Origin of the sequence: Pontibacter sp. Tf4, assembly GCF_014212495.1 — a bacterium.
Taxonomy (GTDB): Bacteria; Bacteroidota; Bacteroidia; order Cytophagales; family Hymenobacteraceae; genus Pontibacter.
In genome coordinates this window covers 75,199-92,159 of record NZ_JACKZC010000005.1, presented here as the reverse complement: position 1 = coordinate 92,159, position 16,961 = coordinate 75,199, and the positions used below count along the sequence as shown (strand labels likewise).

At 48.8% G+C, this 16,961-nt stretch carries 15 protein-coding genes; 8 read left to right on the top strand and 7 right to left on the bottom strand.

The features are described from left to right. Positions 1-91 precede the first annotated feature (91 nt). Both H7F15_RS09515 and aroC read left to right on the top strand, forming a co-directional pair. Entirely contained in the window at positions 92-1,528 is a 1,437-nt protein-coding gene (locus H7F15_RS09515) for a BatD family protein (protein WP_185196743.1), read from the top strand. Next, complete coding sequence (aroC, locus tag H7F15_RS09510) at positions 1,525-2,604, top strand: chorismate synthase (protein WP_185196742.1); 1,080 nt, start codon at positions 1,525-1,527, stop codon at positions 2,602-2,604. The genes H7F15_RS09515 and aroC overlap by 4 nt, the downstream gene beginning before the upstream one ends. Positions 2,605-2,760: 156 nt before the next feature. Here aroC and H7F15_RS09505 read toward each other — a convergent pair whose 3' ends face one another. Next, positions 2,761-4,152: a sodium:proton antiporter gene (locus H7F15_RS09505; RefSeq protein ID WP_185196741.1), complete on the bottom strand. Its 1,392-nt coding sequence runs from the start codon at positions 4,150-4,152 to the stop codon at positions 2,761-2,763. A 205-nt stretch (positions 4,153-4,357) separates the two neighbouring features. Here H7F15_RS09505 and H7F15_RS09500 point away from each other — a divergent pair, with 205 nt between their 5' ends. Next, positions 4,358-4,969: a NifU family protein gene (locus H7F15_RS09500; protein WP_185196740.1), complete on the top strand. Its 612-nt coding sequence runs from the start codon at positions 4,358-4,360 to the stop codon at positions 4,967-4,969. A gap of 645 nt (positions 4,970-5,614) precedes the next feature. On the opposite strand, the gene secDF is transcribed toward H7F15_RS09500, so the two are convergent. The 6 genes from secDF to H7F15_RS09470 form a co-directional block, all read right to left on the bottom strand. Next, positions 5,615-8,575: a protein translocase subunit SecDF gene (gene secDF / locus H7F15_RS09495; RefSeq protein WP_185196739.1), complete on the bottom strand. Its 2,961-nt coding sequence runs from the start codon at positions 8,573-8,575 to the stop codon at positions 5,615-5,617. 159 nt (positions 8,576-8,734) lie between these two features. Continuing rightward, positions 8,735-9,109, bottom strand: a complete 375-nt coding sequence (locus H7F15_RS09490) for an RNA methyltransferase (protein WP_255481166.1) — start codon at positions 9,107-9,109, stop codon at positions 8,735-8,737. Between the two features lie 43 nt (positions 9,110-9,152). Next, complete coding sequence (locus H7F15_RS09485; protein ID WP_185196738.1) at positions 9,153-9,845, bottom strand: TrkA family potassium uptake protein; 693 nt, start codon at positions 9,843-9,845, stop codon at positions 9,153-9,155. Between the two features lie 2 nt (positions 9,846-9,847). Beyond that, complete coding sequence (locus H7F15_RS09480; protein ID WP_185196737.1) at positions 9,848-10,465, bottom strand: uridine kinase; 618 nt, start codon at positions 10,463-10,465, stop codon at positions 9,848-9,850. Between the two features lie 79 nt (positions 10,466-10,544). Then, positions 10,545-11,123 carry a non-canonical purine NTP diphosphatase gene (locus H7F15_RS09475; RefSeq protein WP_185196736.1) on the bottom strand — a complete coding sequence of 193 codons (579 nt, stop codon included), beginning with the start codon at positions 11,121-11,123 and terminating at the stop codon, positions 10,545-10,547. A 176-nt stretch (positions 11,124-11,299) separates the two neighbouring features. Next, a complete protein-coding gene (locus H7F15_RS09470) occupies positions 11,300-11,809 on the bottom strand; it encodes a phosphoribosyltransferase family protein (RefSeq protein WP_185196735.1) in 510 nt (169 codons plus the stop codon). Between the two features lie 172 nt (positions 11,810-11,981). On the opposite strand from H7F15_RS09470, the gene H7F15_RS09465 reads away from it, so the two are divergent. The 5 genes from H7F15_RS09465 to H7F15_RS09445 all read left to right on the top strand — a co-directional run bounded on the left by H7F15_RS09465 (position 11,982) and on the right by H7F15_RS09445 (position 16,960). Further along, on the top strand, positions 11,982-12,227 hold the full coding sequence (locus tag H7F15_RS09465; protein WP_185196734.1) for a type B 50S ribosomal protein L31: 246 nt from the start codon (positions 11,982-11,984) through the stop codon (positions 12,225-12,227). Positions 12,228-12,302: 75 nt separating this feature from the next. Continuing rightward, positions 12,303-13,514 carry a GlmU family protein gene (locus H7F15_RS09460; protein WP_185196733.1) on the top strand — a complete coding sequence of 404 codons (1,212 nt, stop codon included), beginning with the start codon at positions 12,303-12,305 and terminating at the stop codon, positions 13,512-13,514. Positions 13,515-13,631: 117 nt separating this feature from the next. Beyond that, positions 13,632-14,762, top strand: coding sequence for a DNA polymerase III subunit delta (locus H7F15_RS09455; RefSeq protein WP_185196732.1), 1,131 nt, complete (start codon positions 13,632-13,634; stop codon positions 14,760-14,762). A gap of 6 nt (positions 14,763-14,768) precedes the next feature. Further along, positions 14,769-15,716, top strand: a complete 948-nt coding sequence (gene hemC, locus H7F15_RS09450) for a hydroxymethylbilane synthase (RefSeq protein WP_185196731.1) — start codon at positions 14,769-14,771, stop codon at positions 15,714-15,716. Positions 15,717-16,312: 596 nt separating this feature from the next. Further along, positions 16,313-16,960, top strand: coding sequence for a peptidylprolyl isomerase (locus H7F15_RS09445; protein ID WP_185196730.1), 648 nt, complete (start codon positions 16,313-16,315; stop codon positions 16,958-16,960). Position 16,961: the final 1 nt, after the last annotated feature.

Here is a 16,961-nt window from a genome sequence, read left to right as displayed (position 1 = left end):
TCCCGCTTTGTTTAGAGAGCAGAGCAGCTATAAATTGCTAAATTTGCTTCTTAGCCCTGCCGGCTATACCTTGTAAACCATGCGCTGCACTTTGTTAACCTTACTTTTGCTGCTTTTATTGCCCGGTGTTCTGCTGGCGCAACAGATCAGTATTGAGTTAGGTAAAAGCCCGCTCCCCATTAACCAGTACTATACTATTGGCATTAAGCTGCAGGACCAGCAGCTGAAGGAATACACCCCGTTTCCGGAGATAGAAGGCTTTAAGAAAAGCAGCAAGTACTCGTCTACCGAAACCATTATTACAGGCGGCACTACCACCAAAATCCTGACGGTGTACCAGAACTATGCGCCCCTGCAGGAAGGCGAGTTTGTACTGAAACCTTTTAGCATGAAAGTAAACGGGCAAACGGTGCAGTCGCAGGGGACAACTATAGTTGTAAAGCCGATGGCGGCAGCCACACCCGGCACCAACCTGCCCGACCTGATAACACCGGATGAAAAGCCTGAAACGGTGCTGGATGCGCAACCGGAGTTTATCGAAAAAGATGACAATGCCTTTCTGACGCTGTACACCAGCAAAGACGAAGTGTTTATAGGCGAAGGCTTTACTGTTGCGCTGTATTTTTACCTGGCCGCCGAAGACCAGCAGCTCCTCGAGTTTCATGACTTTGCGAACCAGATAAGCGGCATCCTGCGCCAGTTAAAGCAACCTAATGTATGGGAAGAATCGTTTGAGTTTTCGGAGATAACGCCGGAGAATGTGACTGTGGAAGGCAAGCCGTATTTGCGGTTTAAACTATACGAAGCCGTGCTTTACCCCATTAACCAGCAACCGATCCGGTTTCCGCAGTTGTCGCTTAAAATGCTGAAGTACAAGGTAGCCAAACAGCCCAGTTTGCTGAACACTGAGCGCCAGGAAGGTTACAAAACATACTTTGCCCGCCCCCGCGAGATAAACGTGAAACAGCTGCCCCCGCACCCGCTGCGCGATGTAGTGCCGGTTGGTAACTATAGGTTGAGCGAACGATTATCGAAAGAATCGGTAGAAGTAAATAAGAGCTTTACTTATTTGTTTCAGGTGGTAGGCGAAGGCAACATGGCAGCTATTATGCCGCCTGTGCCCGAAGCACCGCCCGGGCTGGAGTTTTACCCGCCCGATGTGCGCCAGGACGTAACCCGCCGGGCAGGCCGGGTATCGGGGTCTAAAAGCTTCCGGTATGCCCTGCTTGGACGCGAGCCCGGGGAGTACAACCTGCAGGACGCGCTGCAGTGGATCTACTTCGACCCGGTTGCCGCAAAATACGACACCCTTCGGCCTACACTGGCAGTAACTATAACCGGCACCCGCGATACCAATGCCCTGGTGCTGTCGCGCGACTTAGGGCCGTTTTACAAGATCATCGAAAACGAGGATAATACATTGGTTAGCCTGCACCAGTTCGATGAGATCAAGCGGTATACCAATATTATTCTGGTGGTATTGCTGGCGGTGTCGGGGTTTGTGTTTATTAAACGAAGAAAACTATGAGCAATACATACGGCACTATTTTCAGGATAACCACTTTCGGCGAGTCGCATGGCCCGGCTGTGGGCGTAACGATAGATGGCTGCCCGGCAGGCCTGGAAATTACCACCGACGAGATACAGGCTGCCCTGGACCGCCGCCGCCCGGGCCAATCCGATATTACCACCCCGCGCAAGGAAGAGGACAAGGTAACCATACTTTCGGGCGTGTTTGAAGGCGTAACCACCGGCACACCCATTACTCTGGTGGTTAACAACAAAGACCAGCACAGCCACGATTATAGCCACATACAGCACGCTTTCCGCCCATCCCACGCCGATTATACCTACACCGCCAAGTACGGCACCCGCGATTACCGGGGAGGTGGCCGCAGCTCGGCCCGCGAAACGGTTGCGCGTGTAGCTGCCGGTGCCATTGCCGCAAAGCTGCTGAAAGAACAGGGCATCGCGGTAAACAGCTATGTGTCGCAGGTAGGGAGCATAAAGCTGCGCAAACACTACAGCAAGCTCGATTTTAAAAAGATAGATGCCAACAAAGTGCGCTGCCCCGATGGCAAAGTAGCAGCCCGTATGATCGGACTGATAGAAGATGCCCGTAACAACCTGGATACGATTGGTGGCGTGGTAAGCTGCGTGATACAAGGCGTGCCCGCCGGTTTAGGCGAGCCTGTTTTCGATAAGCTGCATGCGGAATTGGGCAAGGCCATGCTGAGCATTAATGCCGTGAAAGGTTTTGAGTATGGCAGCGGGTTTGAAGGCGTAAAACTGCGCGGCTCCCAGCACAACGACGAATTTTACACCGACGAAGACGGCAGTATCAAGACCAGGACAAACCACTCCGGTGGCATACAGGGCGGCATCAGCAACGGGCAGGATATTTACTTTAATGTGGCGTTTAAGCCGGTAGCTACCATTCTGCAACCCCAGACAACTATAAACGATGCCGGCGAAGAGATAACCCTGCAGGGCAAAGGCCGCCACGACCCCTGCGTGCTGCCACGCGCTGTACCTATCGTAGATGCCATGGCCGCCCTGGTGCTGGCAGATTTCTGGCTTCGCAAAAAGGTTAACAAACTATAGTTTAGCCGAACACCGTAGCCGGCACATAACCCACTTAATTAATTCCTCCGGGTGAACGACAATCGGGCATTTGTGTATCGGAAGATAACTATAGCTAAAACAAAAACGCCGCCCCTGCATAAAGCAGGAGCGGCGTTTTTTATAGGTAACTATAGGTTAGAACAGATGCAGGTGCACCACCAGGTACCAGATAATAACCAGGATTGGCAGCAGGAACGGGATAGAATAGCGGATAACATAGCCAAAGAAACTTGGCATTTTAATACCGGCGTTCTCAGCGATGGCCTTCACCATAAAGTTAGGTCCGTTGCCAATGTAGGTAAATGCACCAAACAGTACCGATGCCAGCGAGATGGCTTCTAACTGAACTAAGGTACTCAGTCCGGCGGCAGAGGTGCCTTCTGCAAACATTCTTACATCAGTAACGCTGGCCTGCGACAGCTCAGACTTGGCCATAGCCAGCGACAGGAAGTTAGCATAGGTCGGGGCGTTATCCAGGAAGCCGGAGAGTGAACCAGTTGCCCAGTACAGGAAGTTAGGCGTAATGTATTGCGCATACTGCGGCGCCGAAGCTATTTCGGCTGCCAGTTGCAGTGCCGGCATCATGGTAAAGAAGATACCAAAGAACAGGAACACTACCTCCAGAATTGGGTGGAAGTTAAAGTGGTTACCGGCCAGGGCAGCTTTACTGGAGAAACGGTACGCCATAAAAGCGGCAGAAAGCTGGATGATCTCGCGCAGGAACGAAATTTTGGCGCCTTCATAAGATATGTGCGGCAATCCATCTATCACGTTCGGGTCCAGGGCAACGGCACCAACTATAATGGCCAGCCAGAACAGGTTGCGCTTGCCTGAGAAGTGGAATTCCGTTTTTTCTTCAATTTTAGCAACTACTGCCGGGTTCGGTGTAAAGTCGGATATTTTATTCCTACGATCTACAAGGTAAAAAGCAAGGCAAAGCAGCGCGATTGCGATCATCCACGGAAAGAACAGGTGCTGCAGTGTCCAGAAGAATGGTACACCTTTTATAAAGCCGATGAAAAGCGGCGGATCGCCAAGCGGGGTAAGCAAACCACCGGCGTTACTTACTATAAAAATAAAGAAGATGATCTGGTATGGCTTAATGCGATGGTTGTTGAGCCTGATGAACGGGCGGATAAGCAACAGCGAAGCACCCGTAGTACCGATAACGTTGGCAAGAATGGCACCTATGGCAACCAGCGCCACGTTCATAATTGGAGTGGCATTGGCGTTCACGTTCAGGTAAATACCGCCGGCCGCTATATACAACGAGCTAAGCAGGGCTGCAAACGTAATGTATTCGGCCAGTGTATGTATTGGCATGTGCACATCGCCCATCACAAAAAGGTAATAACCCAGTACAGTAAGGCCGAGTATTACAGCTACTTTTTTATAGTTGTTTTCCCAGAAATGTCCGAAAAAGATGGGGCCGGCAGCGATCATACCGATCAGAAGCAGAAAAGGAATGATAAGGAAGCCCGGCGGAGAATGTAGGTTCTGAGCCAGTAAAATAAAATTAATCAGCATAGATGTTGGGGTGTTGAGTTGGTTAGTTGTCGGCAAAGATAGCTTTTCTGCTATTATAAGCCATTTTTAAGCTAATATTTATAACTTTTTGTTGATTCTGTGCAGTTGCATTTACGGTCTGATTTGCTGTTGTTGTATCTGAAAATTACCTAATTTTGGAAACTTTACGGCTATGTCCGAGGTTTTACTTAAAACGTAGATTTCCATGATAGAAAATAAAGAAAAAATGGTGTCGGTGTATGCAGAGGCTAACCCGAACCCAGAGTCGATGAAGTTTGTGATGAACGTGCAGTTACTGCCGGATGGCCAGAGCGTGGATTACCCGGATCTGGAAAGCGCAGTAGATTCGCCGTTGGCACAGGAGCTTTTTAACTTTGATTATGTTGGCCGTGTGTTCATTGCCAGCAACTTTGTAACCGTTACCAAAAACTCAAATCTGGAGTGGGTAAAACTTATCCCGGAACTGCGTACTTTCCTGAAGTCGTATGTAGAGGCAGGCGGCCCGGCTTTTAACGAAGGTTTCTCGGCTGCTCCTAAAACAACCGACACAGCTTCTGCCGAAACATCGGAAGGCGATGCTGCTATCGTTAAGAAAGTGATCGACCTGCTGGAAAACTATGTACGCCCTGCTGTAGAACAGGATGGTGGTAACATCTCTTTCAAATCATACAACGACGGTGTGGTAACTGTACACCTGCAAGGCTCATGCAGCGGCTGCCCTTCAGCAACTGTAACTCTAAAAGCCGGTATCGAGAACCTGCTGAAGCGTATGGTACCAGAAGTAAAAGAAGTAGTAGCAGATGGTGTAACATTCTAACACCTGACGTACAGAACTATAGAAAACGCCAGCCGCGCAAGCAGCTGGCGTTTTTGTTTTACCAGTAGCCTGGACAACGATTAATGGAGATTAAATTGATGTCCGGGATATGTAGAGACGAAATACCTTGCGTCTACGCTATGCAACTATAGGTTAGTCTTGTCCTGCAACTATAGCCCAGCGTGTCAGCAAGCTACTGTACGTTATCAGTTAGGTACCGGCGCCAGTTTTCTCGTAATTAGCTGGAACAACTATAGAACTATAGCTCACTCCTCACTTTAATTACGCTGGCGCGGATCTGTGATCCGTGACTTATCTATAAAGTTGGATTTACAATCCAACTGGGCGGGACGCCCAACTATAGTTCGACACGAGCGAGGACGCTCGCGCCATGGGATTTACCATTACAACTATAGTTTTGCCAACTATAGCTTACAGTAAACTATAGTTTCTTGCTGGTGCAGACATTTAGTTACAAACCGGAAGCAATAACCTGCAGCTTGAGTCAATTTTAACCTGAAACTTATAGTTCCATAGCGGAAACGCAACATTTGTGGCTTTACATTTTCCAGGGACCCTGCAACGAACAAAACAAAAAAGCCCGGGGCAATTGCCCCGGGCTTTCTGATGATAAGCTATAGTTGCTTAGCGAACTTTTTGTGCTGCCGGAGCAGGTGCTGGTTTCTTCTCGTCTTTCATGGTGTCTACTACAATTGGAGCTGCAATAAACAACGACGAGTACACACCAAACAGGATACCGATCATCATGGCAAGCGAGAAACCACGCAGGATCTCACCACCGAAAATGAACAGCACCAGCACCACCATAAATACTGTAGCCGATGTAATAATGGTACGGCTGAAAGTATGGATCAGGGCAGGGTTGATGATCTCTCTCACGTGTAGTTTCGGGTTATCAACCATGTATTCACGTACACGGTCAAAAATTACCACGGTATCGTTAATAGAGAAACCGATGATGGTAAGTATCGCCGCAATAAATACCTGGTCCATTTCATAAGAGATACCGAACAGGTCCAGAATAGCGAATACGGCAATGATCATCAGGGCATCGTGCAGCAAGGCTACCACACCACCCAGCGAGAACTGCCACTTGCTGAAGCGGAACATTACGTAAATAAAGATACCGATCAGGGAAAGTACCAGGGCTATCACAGCTGTGTTCTGAATATCATCAGCCATAGTTGCACCTACTTTAGAGGAGCTAAGTACTTTCGGGTTCAGGTTACTGAATTCGGCAAGACCGGCGTTCAGAGCTGTTTTTACCTGCTCATCTGCTTCAATGCTTTCATCCTCGGCTAACCAGCTGGTAATAACTTTTACACGGTTTGAAGCACCAAATGTTTTTACTTCGGTACCCGCTTCGTGGAAGTTGTCAGTCAGGGACTCGCGCACATCAGATGCCGGCACAGCCTGGTCGAACTCCACTACATAAGAGCGGCCGCCTTTAAAGTCTACACCCAGGTTTGGTCCTTTAATCGCCATGGCAATAAAACCAAAGGCAAGCAGACCCAGCGAGAAGGCATAAGCAGGTTTTTTCCACTTCATTACATCAAACTTCACGTTCTGGAACATTCTCTCCGCAAATGCATTAGAGAACGACAGTTTACCAGCTCTCTGGAAAGAAACCTCGATCAGAAGGCGTGAAATATATACTGAAGTAAAGAACGAAGTAACAATACCTAACATCAGGGTGATTGCGAAGCCTTTAACAGGACCTGAACCGAAGAAGTAAAGGATGAAACCAGCCAGGAAGGTAGTTACGTTCGCATCCAGAATGGTCATGAACGCTTTGTCGTAACCTTTGTTGATCACTTCGCGGATATGAAGACCTTTCCGGGCTTCCTCACGCATACGTTCAAATATCAGTACGTTCGCATCCACGGCCATACCCAGTGTAAGTACGATACCGGCAATACCAGGCAGGGTAAGCGCAGCGTTGAACTGTGCCAGGATACCCAGGATAAAGAATACGTTGAATACAAGCGCTAAGTCGGCGATAAGACCACCACGGCTATAGTAAGCGATCATGAACACTACTACAACCGCTAAACCAGCCAGTGTAGATAACAGACCCTGGTTAATAGCTTCCTGACCCAGTGACGGACCAACGATAGCTTCTTCCACGATACGGGTCGGAGCTGGCATTTTACCAGCCTTCAGGATGTTTGCCAAGTCCTGCGCTTCTTCAATGGTAAAGTTACCGGAGATAGAAGAGTTACCACCTGTAATTTCGCCCTGCACAACAGGAGCAGAATATACATAGTTATCGAGCACGATCGCGATCTGACGACCTACGTTCTCGCCGGTAAGGCGGGCCCATTTTTTAGCGCCTGTCGGTGTCATAGTCATGGTAATTTCCGGACGGCTCTGCTGGTCAAAGTCCTGGCGGGCATCGTTGATCGCATCACCTGAAAGTGGTGCTCTGCCATCACGGCCTTTCTTAATAGCGTACAGCTCCAGGAACTCCTGGCGGTTCTCACCCACGATAGGCTTCACATCCCACAAGAACTTCATGTTAGGAGGGAAGATCGCGCGTACATCAGGCCTTGCAAAAATGTCGTTGATCTTGGCAGTATCGCGCACGTTGGCACCAATACCGTTAGGCAGCTGTGTAAACAAAGTAGCCAGCGGGCCAGCCTCGTTCATCAGCGAATCAGCAGCAGCTAAAGCAGCAGCGGCAGTGTCGGTTGATGCAGCAGGAGCAGCAGTAGAATCGGTACCGGCAGCAGCCTGCGCCAGTACATCGCCTTCGGCAGCGCTGTCAGTTTTAGCAGCAGCGGTGTTCAGGTTCAGGTTGCCATCTTTCTGTTGTTTTTTCAGGTGCTCGTTCAGCTGCATAAAATACGGGCTGAACTCCTGTGGTGTCCATACTTCCCAGAACTCCAGGTTAGCCATACCAGAAAGCAGCTTACGCACACGCTCCGGGTTGTCGATACCTGGCAATTCTATCTGAATGCGGCCGGAACCTTTCAGACGCTGGATGTTTGGCTGGTTTACACCAAATTTGTCGATACGGGTACGCAGGATGTTGAAAGAACGCTCGATCGCATCTTCCACTTCCTTGTCGATCACGTTGATTACTTCTTCGTTGGTAGACTCGTAGCTGATCTTGCCACGGTTAGCAGTGTTGGAGAAGATACGGCTTAAGCGGCCTTCCGGCTCCACTTCGCGGTACGCCTGGGCAAACAGCGTTGTAAAGCGTGCCTGGCTGGTTTTCTGCAGTTCTTTAGCACGGTCCAGCGCTTTCAGGAAGCTTGGGTCCTTGCTGTTACCAGACATGGACTTGATGATCTCGATAGGCGATACTTCCAGCACAACGTGCATACCACCTTTCAGGTCAAGGCCAAGGCCCAGTTCATTTTCTTTGATCTCCTGGTACGTGTAGCCCAGGAAAACAGGCTCTTTCCAGATAGAATCAAGGTATTCCTGCTTCTTATCCAGATCTATGTTGCCCTGTGCATCGGTAGCGTATGCTTCTGCATCCTTCTGCACATTGTTGGCAACAAACGAGAATGACAGGAAGTAAAGGCACAGCGCCGATACGATAACTGTCAATGTGATAATTAACGATTTGTTACGCATTGGTTAAATAAAAATTATGGGAATAGATTGTTAGGTTACTATTTGTAAGTAGCTGCATATCAGTGAATATTATAGATAACTGAATGCCGGCACAACGCGTTCCGTCGGGGGCAATGCCTGCCCGGAATGCGGTTTAAAAGATAGGGGAGAAACTATAGCCTAAGGGGCGTTGGGCTGTATAGTTACCGGAAAGAGTTGCGCCACAAAGCCGTTGCCGGTTGGCAGGGCCGCCTGGGCGGGCAGTAATTCGTCGGTTGGAGCTGCAAAAGCGGGCAGCGGGGCAGGCAGTGTAGCCTGCTGCAGGTTTAAGGTAACAAAAGAGGTGGTTGCCTCTAACGATACTTTCTGCTTTACTACTGTTTTGTGTTCCGGAACCGGGGCATCAGCTACGGTGGATGCTTCCTGTTTCGGGCTTGTATCTGCCGGCAAACTATAGGCACGCACTTCCTGGCCATTGAGCATAAGCGCCCAAAGCAGGGTAACCGACATCAGCAGATGCCTGAAGTGTTGTGCTATAGTTGTTGTTTTTGGCATGTATAGTTACAAATGTAACGGCTTTCCTGTAAAAATAAAATCGTTATCGGTTTACTTCTATAAATCGCTTGATGTCGTGCTTCTTGCCGATCAGGATCAGGATATCGGAAGGATAGATGATAGTGTCGGCCTTCGGTACACCGATGATATGCTCTACCTGGGTTGGTTTGCCGTCCTGCATCTCCTCAAAAAAACGCTTTATCGTGATCATGTTCAGGTTGTACTTTTCACGGAGCGAGATCTTGGCCAGGGTCTTGTTGGCAATGCCCGGAGGCGTGTTTATCTCCACGATCTCATAGTTGTCGGGCAATGACAGGAAGGTGCGGATGTTAGGTTGAAGCAGGCGTTCGGCCACTGTTTTACCAACTTCCCCTTCCGGCGACAGGATTTCCTGCACACCCATTTTCTCGAGGATGCGGCGCTGCTGCTTGTTGGAGGCACGCGTAATCACCCGCTTGATGTTCAGTTCCTGCAGGTTGGCGGTGGTAATAAGCAATGCCTCAAAATCCTCGCCAATGGCCACGATCACGGCATCCATGTCCTGCACGTTCTGGGCTTCCAGGGCGCGTATATCGGTGGCATCCAGGGCTACAGCATAGGCTACTTCGTCTTTTATGTCCTCTACATGATCTTCGTTCAGATCGATAGCGAGCACTTCGGCGCCCCGTTCTGCCAGCGTTCTGGCAATGGAGTTACCAAATATTCCGAGTCCTATTACTGCAAACTTGTGCCTCATGCCTATTTTATCTTAGTGTTCAGGAACGTGGTCAATACATCCAGCCCCCGCTCAAAGTTATTATTATTCGGGATAATAATATCAGCGTCGTTTTTATAAGGCTTGATATACTTCTCGTAGGTAGGTGCTACGTGGTTGGTGTACCGGTACAGCACATCGTCCAGGTCGTAGCCGCGCTCTATTTTATCGCGAACTATACGGCGCTGCAGTTTTATGTACTCTTTGGCATCGATGTAAACTTTCAGGTCCAGCAGTTTGGCGATCTCCTCAAAGTAAAACACAAAAATGCCCTCCACTACCACAATAGGAGCCGGCTTAAACTCCAGCTGCTTTGGTACTACGTTTGGGTTGTTAAAAGTGTATTCCTGGCGGTAAACGGTATGGCCCTGGCTCACACGAAGTACATCGTGGGCGTAGGCTTTGTCGTCGATGCAGGATGGAAGGTCGAAGTTAATTACGCCGTTGGCATCACAGGTTTGCTGATCCCTTGTTCTGTAATAATTGTCCTGCGAGATCAGGCAGATGTTTTCCGGTGAGAACGAAGTAAGTAGCTTGTTCAAAAAAGTGGTTTTTCCTGAAGCACTACCTCCTGTAATCCCGACGATAAATGGCTTTTGCATTGGAAGCTATGGTTTCAGGCTACAAAATTAAGATTTTATAAGGCACAAGACCATAACTGCACGAATAAATTTATAGTTTCTACTGCGCCTGCAGAAATTGTATCAGCCTTTGCATGGCCTGGCCGCGGTGGCTGATGGCGTTTTTCTCTTCGGAGCTCATTTCGGCAAAAGTGCGGTCGTGGCCTTCAGGAATAAAAACCGGATCGTAGCCAAAGCCCTTGTTACCTTTATATTCCGTGGCTATAGTTCCGTTCACGATGCCTTCGAACTGGTACTCCTGGTTGTCTAAATACAAGGTAATGCTGGTGCGGAAGCGCGCGCGGCGGTTGTCGTGGGTTTGCAGGCTTTGCAGCAATTTGTTGATGTTGTCGGTATCGGAGCGTTGGGGGCCGGCATAGCGGGCAGAGTACACGCCTGGTTCGCCGCAAAGCGCATCCACTTCCAGTCCGGTGTCGTCGGCAAAACAGTTTACGCTATAGTTTTCCCATACATAGTGTGCTTTCTGGCGCGAGTTGCCTTCCAGTGTGTCCTGGTCTTCAGCCAGCTCTTCGTGGCAGCCAATGTCTTCCAGGCTCAGCAGCTTATACTTGCCTTCCAGCATCTGACTCACTTCTGCAATCTTGTTCCGGTTATTAGTGGCAAAGCAAAGCTCTTTCATGGAGGTAATATTGTTTAATTGTTGATGGCTAAATTGTTAAAATGTAAATGTTGTGGATTGTATATCCTATACCTGCTTTGTAGTTGATTAGCATGGTTTAATGTTGGAGTGGTAATTGTAACAAGTCATACTTTTTGTGTACAACAATTTAACCATCAACAATTCAGCAATTAATTCTAATGCAGATAAGCCGCTACTTCCTGTTCCTGCAGCACTACTTCCACGTGCTCCCGTAGTGTAGTAGCCAGCGAGAAGCCGGTGTAAGTTGAGGCAACCGGGAACAAGGTATGGTGGCGGTTCACCAGTGTTGCAATCTCTACTTTTTTAGGGTTTTGCGGCAGGAAGGAGTTTAGCGTGTAGGCCAGCGTTTTGCCGGTATTCAGCACATCGTCTACTATAATCACCACTTTGCCGGCTATAGTTATAGTTGCGGGCTCCAGCACTACCGGCGAGTCCAGCGGGCTGACCTTGTTTAGCCTTATAGTTAGCAGGTGCACTGTAATAGGGGAGATGCTGCGTAACTGCTCAGCCAGCATGGTGGCCAGTCTGGTTCCTTTCTCGTGGATGCCGGCCAGCACCAGCTCCTGCTCCTCAAAATTGTGCTCATACATCTCGTAGGCCATGCGCTTTATTTTTTGCTCGATCTGTGCCTGGTCCAGTATAAGGTGTTGCTGCGCGTGTATCATGGTTTATTTTGGTTGGTAGCGTTGCGGCTATGGCAAAGTTATAAGATAAATTGCAGCAGCATAGTAATTTAGCCAGCTGTAAAATAATTTAGTTTATAGCGTTTTAATTTCAGAAAGTATTGTTAAATTTGCAGTCCGATTCAGAAATTAAGGTTAATTAACGTTTATAATAATGAAAAAAGGCATTCACCCAGAATACAGAGAGGTGGTTTTCCAGGATATGACAAGTGATTTCAAATTTATCACGCGTTCTACAATGAACTCTGATGAGACAATCACTATGGAAGACGGTAAAGAGTATCCGGTAATCAAAGTGGAGGTTTCTTCTGCTTCTCACCCTTTCTACACTGGTAAAAACATCTTCGTGGATACTGCTGGTCGTGTGGAGAAATTCAACACCCGTTACAAGAAAAAATAAGCGGTTCCGCCCGGTTAAAACGTTTCTTAAAGAGTCTTTCCGTAATTTTCGGGAAGACTTTTTTATTTTTGCTCTATGAACATCATTCTCTTCGACGATCCGGTTATCCGGCAGAGCCTGTTGCCGCTTACCTTTACGCGGCCCGTGGCTTACATCCGGACCGGTATTTTAACTATAGCCGAAAAGTGGCAGGAACTGACAAGGCAGGTAGCTTCGTCGCTCACACAAAATTACCTGAGCGCCAAGTTTATACCTTACTTTGATAGTACGCATAACTGCTACATAAACGGCGCGGTGATACCAACGGTAGAACTGATAGAGCAAATGAAGGGCCTGAGCTTTGGCGAGTCGTACTGGCAGGGCGATACCCTGATCGCTTTTAACGGTGGCGGAGCGCAGATAGATAACCTGGACGAGTTGCAGGAAAAAGCACAGCAAAGCAAAAAGCTGGCACTGGATGCCGGGGTGCTGATGATCCGGGAGGTGTGGGAGATTTTTGTACACAACGGGCGCGAGATCCGGAGCGATTTTAAACTCCTGACCAAAGACCGCAAAAGCCAGCCGGTAAACGATAAGCATACGATAGTTTACAACGAGGCAAATATTTTTATTGAAGAAGGTGCCAAAATACGCGCAGCCGTGCTGAACGCCGAAGACGGACCGATCTATATTGGCAAAGATGCACAGGTGCAGGAAGGTGCGCTTATAAAAGGGCCATTTGCGCTGTGCGAAGGCAGCCACGTGAACATGGGCGGCAAAATGCGCGGCGATGTAACAGTTGGGCCACATTCCAAAGTAGGTGGCGAGATCAGTGCATCGGTAATTCTGGGTTACTCCAACAAAGGCCACGATGGCTTTTTAGGCAACTCGGTGCTGGGCGAGTGGTGCAATTTAGGTGCCGATACCAACACATCCAACCTGAAGAACAACTATGCACAGGTCAAACTATGGAACTATAGCAAAGGCGGTTTTAAGAACACCGGGCAGCAGTTCTGCGGTTTAATTATGGGCGACCACAGCAAATGCGGCATCAATACTATGTTCAATACCGGAACGGTGGTGGGCGTAAGTGCCAACATTTTTGGCTCGGGCTTTCCGCGTAACTTTATACCTTCGTTTAGCTGGGGCGGTGCCGCGGGCTTCGAAACGTTTCAGCTGCGCAAAGTATACGAGGTCGCCGAAAAGGTAATGGAACGCCGCCAAAAAGTTTTAGACGATACCGAAAAAGCGATCTTAACCGAAATCTTCAACCAGACCCAGCCATACAGGGTGTGGGACAAGGTTTAATTGTTGAATTGCTGAATTGTTGATTGTTGGGCTCGTGGTTTGTGAAATCTATAGTTCAGGTCAACAATATAACCATCAAACAATTTAACAATCAACAACTAACAATTAACTATAAACGTGCAGTTCTCTCAGATTTTAGGACACCAGGAAACGAAGCAGATGCTTGTAAACTCTGTGCAGCAGAACCACGTGGCGCATGCGCAGCTGTTTCTGGGCAAGGAGGGAAGTGCAAACCTGGCGCTGGCACTGGCTTATGCCACCTACATCAACTGCGAGAACAAGCAGGCCGATGATTCATGTGGAACATGTGGCAGCTGCACTAAAATGAACAAACTGGTGCACCCGGACTTTAACTTCGTGATGCCGGTTACCGCTACCAGAAATACTACAGGCAAGGATGTGCTGAGCCAGAACTTCCTGAACGACTGGCGCGCGTTTGTGCTGGCAAGCCCCTACCAGGGCCTGAACGAGTGGATGCAACACATTGGCGCAGAGAACAAGCAAGGCGCTATTTCGAAAGAGGAAAGCCGGCAACTGGTAAAACTGGTGTCGCTGAAGGCCTTTGAAGGGGACTATAAAATTGTGCTGATCTGGTTACCCGAGCTGATGCACCCGTTTGCGGCCAATGCCCTGCTGAAACTGCTGGAGGAGCCACCGGCTAAAACCCTGTTCCTGCTGGTTTCGCAGCAATCGGATAAGCTGCTGGCAACTATAACTTCGCGTACCCAGATTGTGCAGGTTCGCAATTTTACCGAAGAAGAAGTAGTAACCTGGCTGCAACAGAAGTATAACGCCGAAGCCACCGCTGCGCGCCAGATAGCACAATTAGCCGAAGGCAACCTGAACATGGCCGCGAACCTGCTCTCCGAAGTAAGCTCCGACTATTTCAGTTTTTTCCGCGACTGGCTGCGCAACTGCTATGGCTACAAGTTTGGCGAGCTGATAGAGATGAGCGAGGATTTTCAGAAGCTGGGCCGCGAGAACCAGAAGAACTTTTTACTTTATGCGCTTAACCTTTTCCGGAAGGTGATGTTGTATGGTGTAGATGCCGGCCTGATAGCTTATTTGCCAGCCGACGAGATGAAGTTTGTACAGGATTTCTCGAAACTGGTGCACACCGACAACGGCGCCCGTATGGCCGAAGAACTGAACCAGGCACACTACCACATCGAGCGGAATGCCAACCCTAAAATTGTTTTCGTAGACAGCTCTATACAGATCGCGCACTTTTTGCGTGGCAACTACTAAAAGATCATGACAACTATACAGAATAAAATCATAAACATTGGTACGCGTGGCAGTAAACTGGCGCTGTGGCAGGCAAATACAGTAGCCGATAAACTACAGGCAGCAGGTTTTGCTACCGAACTGGTCATTATTACTACCAAAGGCGACCGCATGCTGGACAGGTCGCTGGACAAGCTGGGCTCTAAAGGTGTTTTTACCGAAGAGCTGGAAGATGGCCTGCGCGATGGCAGCATTGATATTGCCGTGCATAGTGCCAAAGATGTACAGTCTAAAGTATCAGAAGACCTGGAGCTGCTGGCGTTTATGGAGCGCGAAAAAGTGAACGATGTGCTTTTATCGCTGAACCCGGATTTTAAACTGGAACCAGGCAGTAACGCTAAAATTGGTACATCTTCTACACGCCGCCGTGCGCTGCTTAACAAGTTTTACCCGAATGTGGTAACCGGCGAATCGCGCGGAAACCTGCAGACACGCTTGAAAAAGCTGGAAAACGGAGAATTTGATGCCCTGATGCTGGCGTTTGCCGGTGTGCACCGCATGGAATACGATAACCTGATCGTACATATCTTCCCGGAAGACCAGTTTGTACCCGCTGCCGGACAGGGAAGCGTTGCCGTAGAATGTGCCATGAATCTGGAGCCCGAGTTAAAGGCCCGCATAAAAGCGGCGGTAGATCACCCGGAAACCCACCATTGCTTGCTGGCCGAACGTGCTTTCCTGAGAACTATGGAGGGAGGCTGCAGCATTCCGTCGTTTACACTGGCAACCCTGAAAGACGAAAATACCCTGCAGATACAAGGCGGCATCGTTAGCCTGGACGGGCAGCGCCACCTGTACGAAGTATATGAAGCCCCGATTGCAGAGGCAGAAACGATTGGTAAGAAGCTGGCCGAAACTATACTCAGCCAGGGCGGTGTGGAGATTCTGAAAGAGATAAAAGAACAACGCAGCTAAACTATAGCCAAAACGAATCTGACGAAATACGAAAAGAGGCGCACCTGTTGCGCCTCTTTTTTTGTGAACTGAAATCAATCTGCATCATACCGCAAGTTTAACGGGGTGTAACTTGTGGTTACCGATGGTGCTAGTTTGTAACTGGCGTTCTGCATCAGCTGAAAACTATAGTTTTGCGGTAATCTATAGTTGAGCTATAGTTGTGGTAATTTAATTTCTATGGCGCGAGCGTCCACGCTCGTGTCGAACTATAGTTGGGCGTCCCGCCCAGTTGGATCACAGATCCAACTTTATAGATAAGTCACGGATCGCAGATCCGCGCCAGCGTAGAACAATAGTTCGGGTACAGTTCTATAGTTTCAAAGCAAAGCTAAACTATAGCTGGGCCTATAGTTTCATAGCGGAGACGCAAAATCTTGGGTCTCTACATTGGGCCAATCCGTTCAATCTTCATTAATCCTGGTTCAGGCAAAATCCACTGATCTGCAACCTGACAGAAATCATATAAAATCAGCGTAATCTCCTTAATCGCAGGTCCTGATTTGGATTACAGCTAAAAAATAGGAATCTTCAAGCTCCAGAAAACTATACGAACTATGAAACTACAGAAAATGCTTTGCGCTATAGTTGCGCTGCTGTTCTTAAGTACCACGCTTGCATCCGCCCAGAAACCGAAAGGCAAAGACCAACTGGTAACCATAAACACGCCGCAGGGCGACATCAAACTCATCCTCTTCGACCAGACCCCAAAACACAAAGAGAACTTTCTGAAGCTGGCCAAAGAAGGCTTTTTCGACGGTACTACTTTCCACCGGGTGATTGATGGGTTTATGATACAGGGCGGCGACCCGAACAGCAAGGACGACAACCCGAACAACGACGGCTCCGGCGGACCAGGCTACACCATACCGGCCGAAATTAACCCCGAGTTTAAGCATGTGCGTGGCGCTGTGGCTGCCGCGCGCATGGGCGACCAGGTAAACCCGATGAAAGAATCGAGCGGCTCGCAGTTTTATATTGTAGAGAACCACGATGGCACACCGATGCTGGACGAAGCTTACACAGTTTTCGGGCAGGTGGTAGATGGCCTGGATGTAGTGGATAAAATTGCCGAGCAGCCTAAGAACCAGCGCGACCGCCCGCTAACGGATGTGAAGATGAAAGTGACCGTGGAAGACGTGAAGAAAAAGAAGATTGCCAAGAAGTATAACTACAACTATAGCACGCACTCGCTTACCAAATAAG